7 protein-coding genes are annotated in these 8,262 nt (G+C 71.2%); 4 read left to right on the top strand and 3 right to left on the bottom strand.

Annotated elements, in window-relative coordinates:
* Positions 1 to 141 precede the first annotated feature (141 nt).
* Positions 142 to 1,779 carry a hypothetical protein gene (locus tag ACZ4EF_RS29410; RefSeq protein WP_467507118.1) on the bottom strand — a complete coding sequence of 546 codons (1,638 nt, stop codon included), beginning with the start codon at positions 1,777 to 1,779 and terminating at the stop codon, positions 142 to 144.
* Positions 1,780 to 1,922: 143 nt separating this feature from the next.
* Positions 1,923 to 2,180, bottom strand: a complete 258-nt coding sequence (locus ACZ4EF_RS29415; RefSeq protein WP_355334286.1) for a hypothetical protein — start codon at positions 2,178 to 2,180, stop codon at positions 1,923 to 1,925.
* A 136-nt stretch (positions 2,181 to 2,316) separates the two neighbouring features.
* On the opposite strand from ACZ4EF_RS29415, the gene ACZ4EF_RS29420 reads away from it, so the two are divergent.
* Positions 2,317 to 3,297: a carbohydrate kinase family protein gene (locus ACZ4EF_RS29420; protein ID WP_355334284.1), complete on the top strand. Its 981-nt coding sequence runs from the start codon at positions 2,317 to 2,319 to the stop codon at positions 3,295 to 3,297.
* Positions 3,298 to 3,318: 21 nt separating this feature from the next.
* Here the strand turns inward: ACZ4EF_RS29420 and ACZ4EF_RS29425 are convergent, their stop codons facing one another.
* Entirely contained in the window at positions 3,319 to 4,707 is a 1,389-nt protein-coding gene (locus ACZ4EF_RS29425; protein WP_467507121.1) for an aminotransferase class V-fold PLP-dependent enzyme, read from the bottom strand.
* 248 nt (positions 4,708 to 4,955) lie between these two features.
* On the opposite strand from ACZ4EF_RS29425, the gene ctaC reads away from it, so the two are divergent.
* Genes ctaC through ACZ4EF_RS29440 form a run of 3 tightly spaced genes read left to right on the top strand, consistent with a single transcriptional unit; the run spans position 4,956 to position 8,097 of the window.
* A complete protein-coding gene (gene ctaC / locus ACZ4EF_RS29430) occupies positions 4,956 to 5,948 on the top strand; it encodes an aa3-type cytochrome oxidase subunit II (RefSeq protein WP_188281474.1) in 993 nt (330 codons plus the stop codon).
* On the top strand, positions 5,945 to 7,702 hold the full coding sequence (gene ctaD / locus ACZ4EF_RS29435) for an aa3-type cytochrome oxidase subunit I (RefSeq protein ID WP_355334278.1): 1,758 nt from the start codon (positions 5,945 to 5,947) through the stop codon (positions 7,700 to 7,702). The genes ctaC and ctaD overlap by 4 nt, the downstream gene beginning before the upstream one ends.
* Positions 7,699 to 8,097 carry a cytochrome c oxidase subunit 4 gene (locus ACZ4EF_RS29440; protein WP_188281472.1) on the top strand — a complete coding sequence of 133 codons (399 nt, stop codon included), beginning with the start codon at positions 7,699 to 7,701 and terminating at the stop codon, positions 8,095 to 8,097. The genes ctaD and ACZ4EF_RS29440 overlap by 4 nt, the downstream gene beginning before the upstream one ends.
* The last annotated feature ends 165 nt before the right edge of the window (positions 8,098 to 8,262 follow it).

Genomic DNA, 8,262 nt, shown 5'->3' on the forward strand with positions numbered 1-8,262 from the left:
AACGCCGCGGCTTCCGCTCCTGGGGGGGGGTCTCCCTCCCTCCCCCGGCCCCCCCCCCCCGCCCCACCAGAAAAGGAAGGCGGGGCCCCCCCGGGGGGGGGCCCCCCCCGCCTTCACGTGTGCCCGGCGTACGCGGTGCGCTCAGCGCGCCTTCAGCGGGTGCCCGCTGGAGGTGTCCACGACCGTACGGCCGCCGAGCGGCTTGTCCAGCCTCACCTTCTCGGTGAACTCCTTGGCGAGCGTGACGCACGTGCCGCCCTTGTCGGCCGCGGTCACCGTCACCCGCACCTCGTCCGCCGACTCCGCGGCCTTCGCGCTGTACGTGCTGCACACCCCGCCGTAGAAGGTCAGCGACAGCGTGCCGCCGTCCGCGTGGTACGTGCTCAGACCGACCGTGTGGTGCCGCTGGGCGGGCCCGCTCGGCTGCTCCGGCACGCCGGAGGGCGGCACGGCGGTACCGGGCGCGTCACGCTGGATGTACGCCGGGTCCACCGCGGGCTGCGCCTCCACGCTCGACCGGCTCACACCGGGCTGCGCGACCTCGAAGAGCCAGGACGGCACCAGCACCTGGGCGCCGGACACGTAGTCCAGCGACAGGCCGAACTCGGCGCCGCGCACGTCCATCGGATGGCCGTTGCCCGGCACGCACGGCAGCGTGTGGGGGAGCGTCCTGTCCTCGCCGGGCGTGGTCGGCAGGGCGCTCGGCTTCGGCGCGGGCGCCGACTTCGCCGGACAGGCGGCGATCCCGAGATCGGGGTGCATCACCTGCGCCCCGTTGAGGTCCTTCAGCGCCTGCGCGGCGCTCACCACCGGATAGCTGTCGCCCTTGTCGAGCGCCGAGAGGCGGCCGTGCGCCAGCGTGATCAGCCCGTCGGAGCCGACGTCGAGGCCGGTGCTCCAGTTGTGCGTGGGCAGGCCGTCCACGACCGGGTCGGCCGTCACCGCGCGGAGCGCGCCCGCCGTCTCGTGCGCGTCGACCGTGGCGCCCGACAGGCCCAGACCGGCCAGTACGGGCGCGGCCACCGCCTTCGCGCGCTGCTCGGACACCGGCGGCTCGGGCGTCGGCGCCTGCGTCGAGGTCGTACCGCTCGCGGGAGCGGAGGACACCGGTCCGTTCGTGCCGGGACTGCCGGGACTGCCGGCGTAGCTCGAACCGCTGGAGCCGGTGCCGGTGCCGGTGTCCGTCCCCGGGCCGCTCTTCTCCGGGCCGCCGGGGTTCACCGGCCGCGGGGGATAGGCAGGTTCCGCCGGGTTGACGGTGGTCGCGCCGTACCGGCTGTACGACCAGGTGCCCGGCGCGGCCTTGGTGACCAGCAGCGTCGGCCCCGCGCCGTCGCCCGGCCCCACCCGCCACGAGTCGCCCTGCGCGGTGGCCGGGCCGCTCATCCCGAGCAGCTTCGCCAGCCGTTCCGCGTCGGCCGCGACGACCGGACCCTCCCCGCGGTAGACCGCGGCGGAGTCGGGGCCCTTGGGCAGCGAGCCGGTCAGCGTGTACGTGCCGCCGCTCGCCGGACCGCTGCTCGTCCCGTCGTCCGCGCCGCCGCCGTCCGCGCTGCCCGAGCCTTCGCCGGGGGCGTCGTTCAGCCGCAGCGGGGCCGGCCCGGCCTTCGGGTGACCGCCCTCGTTCGCGGTCGCCGCCCAGTACGCCCCGCCGCCACCGGCCAGCAGGACGGCGGCGGCCACCGCCGCCACCAACAGCCGTGGCCGGGGCGCGGACCGCTCGGGGCGGGGCTCTTCCGTCGTCGGGTCCGCGTTGTCGTCGTCGCGTTCGGTGCTCACCGCGTGCTCCTTCGGCTCCGTACGTCAGATGCGGATCTGACGCGGCGGGCCGGATTCCGGTTCCGCCGGGCCCGTTGCGCCGTCCGGGGGAACGGCGACGCGGGCCCCGCCGAAGGGGCCGTTCGTGATACGCCGGACAGGCCCTAGTCGCCGAACTCGGCCATACCGCGCACCACGTGCGCGGACGCGGGCGGGACGACGATGCCGTGCAGGCTGGCGGGGGCGACCACGGCCTGGGCCTTGGCGGCCGGGGTGTGCCAGTGCGCGGCCATCCGGCGGCAGTCGCCGAGCAACTGGTCGAGCGACTCGGGCTCGGCGAGCGGGAACGACGCGGACACCGGAGGCGTGGCCGAAAGGGCGGAAGCGGAGGACGGCACGGGTGCGGCGGGGGTAGACCTCATACCTCGACCCTAGGCACGGGCGGACCATCGAGAAAGCCCTACTATCGGGTAGTTTCGCCGTGTCCGACTGCTACGGCGCACCCGGTAGCGTGGGACGCCTGCTCTTCTCGTCGATCCCCCGCAGGAGCCTGCCGCCGTGCGTATCGCCGTAACCGGATCCATCGCCACTGATCATCTGATGACCTTCCCCGGCCGTTTCGCCGATCAGCTCGTCGCCGACCAGCTCCACACGGTCTCGCTGTCCTTCCTCGTGGACGGTCTCGACGTGCGGCGCGGCGGGGTCGCCGCCAACATCTGCTTCGGCATGGGCCAGCTCGGCACCTCGCCGATCCTGGTCGGCGCGGCGGGCAACGACTTCGCCGAGTACCGCGCCTGGCTCCAGCGGCACGGCGTGGACACCTCGTCCGTACGGATCTCCGAGGTGCTGCACACCGCCCGCTTCATCTGCACCACCGACGCCGACCACAACCAGATCGGCTCCTTCTACACCGGCGCCATGAGCGAGGCCCGGCTGATCGAGCTCCAGGCCGTCGCCGACCGCGTCGGCGGCCTCGACCTGGTCTCGATCGGCGCCGACGACCCCGAGGCGATGATCCGGCACACCGAGGAGTGCAGGACCCGCGGCATCCCCTTCGCCGCCGACTTCTCCCAGCAGATCGCGCGGATGGACGGCGACGACATCCGCGTCCTGCTCGAAGGCGCCGCGTACCTCTTCAGCAACGAGTACGAGAAGGGCCTCATCGAGGCCAAGACCGGCTGGAGCGACGAGGAGATCCTGGACCGGGTCGGCACCCGCGTCACCACCCTCGGCTCCCACGGCGTCCGGATCGACCGCAAGGGCGAGGAGCCCGTCCAGGTCGGCTGCGCCGAGGAGCAGACCAAGGCCGACCCCACCGGAGTCGGCGACGGCTTCCGGGCCGGCTTCCTGTCCGGGCTCGCCTGGGGCGTCAGCCTCGAACGCGCCGCGCAGGTCGGCTGCATGCTGGCGACCCTCGTCATCGAGACCGTCGGCACCCAGGAGTACGAGCTGCGCCGCGGCCACTTCATGCAGCGCTTCAGCAAGGCGTACGGCGACACCGCCGCCGAAGAGGTCCGCACGCACCTCGGCGCGCGCTGAACGCTCCCGGATGAGCGCCCGTCAGGCCCTGCGCCGCACCGTGTACGCGGTGCCGCGCTCCGCCGGGCGCTCCCCCAGATAGTCGTGGGCCCGCATCTCGCACCACGCGGGGATGTCGAGCCGGGCGGCCTCGTCGTCGGACAGCACGGTGACGAGGCCGCCGACCGGCACGTCGTCGATGACCCGCGCGAGGTCGATGACCGGGATCGGGCAGAGCTTGCCGAGCGAGTCCACGACCAGAGCGGACTCCCGCGGCTCCCGCCCGCCCTGTCGGCCGGGCCCGGCCGACGCGGCCGACGGCGCGCCCAGCGCCGAGCGGACCTCGGCCACGACCCCCGGCAGCACCGCGAGGAAGCGCTCGACGTCCTCCGCGGCGGCCCCCGGCGGCAGCGACACCCGTACGTTCCCCTCGGACAGCACACCCATCGCCTTGAGCACATGGCTGGGCGTCAACGTGCTCGACGTGCACGACGATCCGGACGACACCGAGAAACCGGCCCGGTCGAGACCGGTCAACAGCGCCTCGCCGTCGACGTACAGGCAGGAGAAGGTGACCAGGTGCGGCAGCCGCAGCGTGCCGTGGCCGACCACCTCCACGTCCGGCACGACCCGCGGCACGCGCGACCTGATCAGGTCCACCAACGCCGTCAGCCGGACGGCCTCCCGGGCCGCCTCCTCGCGCACCGCCCGCAGCGACGCGGCGGCGGCGACGATCGCGGGCAGGTTCTCGAAGCCGGGCGCGCGCCCCGACTCCCGTTCGTCCGCGGGCCCCTGAGGCGCGAAGCGGGTGCCCTTGCGGACCACGAGCAGCCCGACCCCGGACGGCCCGCCCCACTTGTGCGCGCTCGCCGTCAGCAGCGACCACTCGCCCTCGACCCGCCCCCAGCCCAGCGACTGCGCCGCGTCCACCAGGAGCGGCACCCCGGCCGCCCGGCACAGCGCCGCCGCCTCCGCGACCGGCTGCACCGTACCCACCTCGTGGTTGGCGGACTGGAGGCAGGCCAGCGCGGTGTCCGCGCGCAGCGCCGCCGCGAAGTCCGCGGCGGCCACCCGCCCCGACCGGTCGACGCCCACCGTCACCCGTTCGTACGCCTCCGCCGCGTGCAGCACCGACGAGTGCTCGACGGCCGAGACCACCACCTGACGGCCCGTCCGACGGCGGCCCGCCATGGCGCCGGACACACCCGTGTGCACCGCGCGTGTCCCCGAAGGAGTGAAGACCAGTTCGTCGGGGCGGCAGCCGACCGCGTCCGCCGCGGCCTCGCGGGCCGCGTCGAGCAGCAGCCGCGCCCGGCGCCCCTCGCGGTACAGCCGCGCGGGGTCGGCCCACCCCTCGTCGAGGGCGGCGAGCAGCGCCTGCCGGGCGACTGGGTGCAGCGGAGCGGCCGAAGCCGTATCGAAATAGGACACCTCAGCACGCTACAACCCGCCCGCGCCGACCGGCCGGGCGCACTGTCAGAAGGCCCCCGGAGTGCGGGATTCCATCCCTTCGGGGTGTGCCCCGGCGCGTTGTACCCCCTCCCCGCGTGACCTCAAATAGCGTCCAGTAGGGTTTGGTCCGCATAAACATCCACACCTAATTGCCCGTGCACGGACCGACCGACCAGCAGGCGGCCGGGCACCCGGACGCTCGGGCGAGACTCTCGGGAAGGCGCTACGTGAGTCCCAACGGCTCCGACCTCCCCCACGGCCAGAACGGCGTGGGAGGTACCCCCTCGTCGCGGCGCCCGGTGCGGCGATGGCTGCCGCGGGCGCTGGCCGCGGGCCTGGTCCTTGCGACCGCCACTGGTTGCTCGTACAAGGACTATCCCCGCCTCGGCATGCCCAGTCCTGCCACGGAACAGGCACCCCGGATCCTCGCGCTCTGGCAGGGCTCCTGGGCCGCCGCGCTGGTGACCGGCTGCCTTGTCTGGGGCCTGATCCTGTGGAGCGTGATCTTCCACCGGCGCAGCCGGACCAAGGTCGAGGTCCCCGCGCAGACGCGCTACAACATGCCCCTTGAGGCCCTGTACACGATCGTCCCGATCATCGTCATCGCGGTGCTGTTCTACTTCACCGCCCGTGACGAGTCGAAGATCCTGGACACCTCCAAGAAGCCGCAGCACGTGATCAACGTGGTCGGCTTCCAATGGAGCTGGGGCTTCAACTACGTCGAGGACGTGGACGGCAACCCGGCGACCCCCACGGGCGTGCCGAAGGAACTGTCCGAGATCCCCGCGAACAAGCTGCTGCTGCCCCCCGGCGCCGAGGGCGTCTACGACGTGGGCACGCCGGCCAGCAGGAACCCGGACACCGGCAACCCCGGTCCGACGCTCTGGCTCCCCAAGGGAGAGAGCGTGCGGTTCGTCCTCACCTCGCGTGATGTCATCCACTCCTTCTGGATCGTTCCGTTCCTGATGAAGATGGACGTCATCCCCGGCCACACCAACGTCTTCGAGGTGACTCCGAGCAAGGAGGGCACCTTCCTTGGCAAGTGCGCCGAGCTTTGCGGTGTGGACCACTCCCGGATGCTCTTCAACGTGAAGGTCGTTTCGCCCGAGGAGTACAAGCAGCACCTCAAGGACCTGGCGGCGAAGGGCCAGACCGGGTACATCCCGGCGGGCATCGCCACCACGGGCAACGCGAAGAACTCGGAGCCCAAGACCACATGAGCATTCTGAACGAACCGCAGGGCGCCGCCGCGGCGGACGACTCCTACGCGGACGAGATCCCGGCACGTCGGCGCAAGCCCGGCTCGGTCATCGTCACGTGGATGAGCACCACGGACCACAAGACGATCGGCTCGATGTACCTCATCACGTCGTTCGCCTTCTTCCTCATCGGCGGCGTGCTCGCGCTGCTGATGCGCGCGGAGCTGGCCCGGCCGGGCAACCAGTACCTGTCGAACGAGCAGTTCAACCAGGCGTTCACGATGCACGGCACCGTGATGCTGCTGATGTTCGCGACCCCGCTCTTCGCGGGCTTCGCGAACTGGATCATGCCGCTGCAGATCGGCGCCCCCGACGTCGCGTTCCCGCGGCTGAACATGTTCGCCTACTGGCTCTACCTGTTCGGCTCGCTCATCGCGGTCGGCGGCTTCGTGACCCCGCAGGGCGCGGCCGACTTCGGCTGGTTCGCGTACTCGCCGCTGTCGGACGCGGTCCGCTCGCCGGGCATCGGCGCCGACATGTGGATCATGGGCCTGGCCCTGTCCGGCTTCGGCACCATCCTCGGCGCGGTCAACTTCATCACCACGATCATCTGCATGCGCGCACCCGGTATGACGATGTTCCGCATGCCGATCTTCTGCTGGAACGTGCTGCTGACCGGTGTCCTCGTCCTGCTGGCCTTCCCGGTGCTCGCCGCCGCGCTGCTCGCCCTGGAGGCCGACCGGAAATTCGGGGCGCATGTGTTCGACGCCGCCAACGGCGGCGCGTTGCTCTGGCAACACCTCTTCTGGTTCTTCGGCCATCCAGAGGTGTACATCATCGCGTTGCCCTTCTTCGGCATCATCTCCGAGGTCATCCCGGTCTTCAGCCGCAAGCCGATGTTCGGCTACATCGGCCTGGTGGCCGCGACGATCTCCATCGCCGGTCTGTCCGTGACCGTGTGGGCGCACCACATGTACGTCACCGGCGGGGTGCTGCTGCCGTTCTTCTCGTTCATGACCTTCCTGATCGCGGTGCCGACCGGTGTGAAGTTCTTCAACTGGATCGGCACGATGTGGAAGGGGTCACTGAGTTTCGAGACCCCGATGCTGTGGTCCATCGGCTTCCTGATCACCTTCGCCTTCGGTGGTCTGACCGGTGTCATCCTGGCGGCGCCGCCGCTGGATTTCCACGTCTCGGACTCGTACTTCGTGGTCGCGCACTTCCACTACGTGGTGTTCGGCACCGTCGTGTTCGCGATGTTCGCGGGCTTCCACTTCTGGTGGCCCAAGATGACCGGCAAGATGCTGGACGAGCGGCTCGGCAAGATCACCTTCTGGACGCTGTTCTTCGGCTTCCACGGCACCTTCCTCGTCCAGCACTGGCTGGGCGCCGAGGGCATGCCGCGCCGGTACGCGGACTACCTGGCGGCGGACGGGTTCACCACGCTGAACACCATCTCCACCATCAGCTCGTTCCTGCTCGGTCTGTCGATACTGCCGTTCCTCTACAACGTGTGGAAGACCGCCAAGTACGGCAAGAAGGTCGAAGTCGACGACCCGTGGGGCTACGGCCGTTCGCTGGAGTGGGCCACCTCGTGCCCGCCGCCGCGGCACAACTTCACCACGCTGCCGCGCATCCGCTCCGAATCCCCGGCGTTCGACCTGCACCACCCGGAGATCTCGGCGATCGACTCGCTCGTCAACCGGGGTCCCGACCAGGCGCTCTCGGGCGTCAGTGGCGACCTGCACCACGACCGTAAGGAGTCCGGTCAGTGAGGGTCCAAGGCAAGATGTTCCTCGGCCTGGCCGTCTTCATCCTGGCCTCGGCCATCGTGTACGGCCTGTGGTCCAAGGAGCCCGCGGGCACCACGGCGCTCTTCCTCGCCTTCGCGCTGAGCACGATGATCGGCTTCTACCTCGCGTTCACCGCGCGCAGGGCCGACACCGGCGCGCAGGACCGGGAGGACGCGGAGGTCGCGGACGACGCCGGCGAGCTGGGCTTCTTCAGCCCGCACAGTTGGCAGCCGCTCGCGCTGGCCACCGGCGGCGCGCTGGCGTTCATGGGCATCATCTTCGGCTGGTGGCTGCTGTTCGTCTCGCTGCCGGTGATCCTGATCGGCGTGTACGGCTGGGTGTTCGAGTACTACCGCGGTGAGAACCGCACCCAGTAGCCGGGAAGGGCGGTGACGCGGCCCCCACGGGACCCGCGTCACCCGGGGAACAGAAGTACGGGCGGGGGGGGGGAGAGGAGGAGGGGGGCGGGCGCGGCCGCGTGTGCTTTCCGCATCCCTTTTCTATGTCCCGCCCGCGAGACCAACCCACGTTTGTTCCCCCCG

Source organism: Streptomyces sp. NPDC025721, assembly GCF_055558595.1.

Bases quoted from the DNA above. Each gene is read 5' to 3' on its own strand.
- ACZ4EF_RS29415 (WP_355334286.1), bottom strand. From the start codon at position 2,180: ATGAGGTCTACCCCCGCCGCACCCGTGCCGTCCTCCGCTTCCGCCCTT.
- ctaD (WP_355334278.1), top strand. From the start codon at position 5,945: ATGAGCATTCTGAACGAACCGCAGGGCGCCGCCGCGGCGGACGACTCC.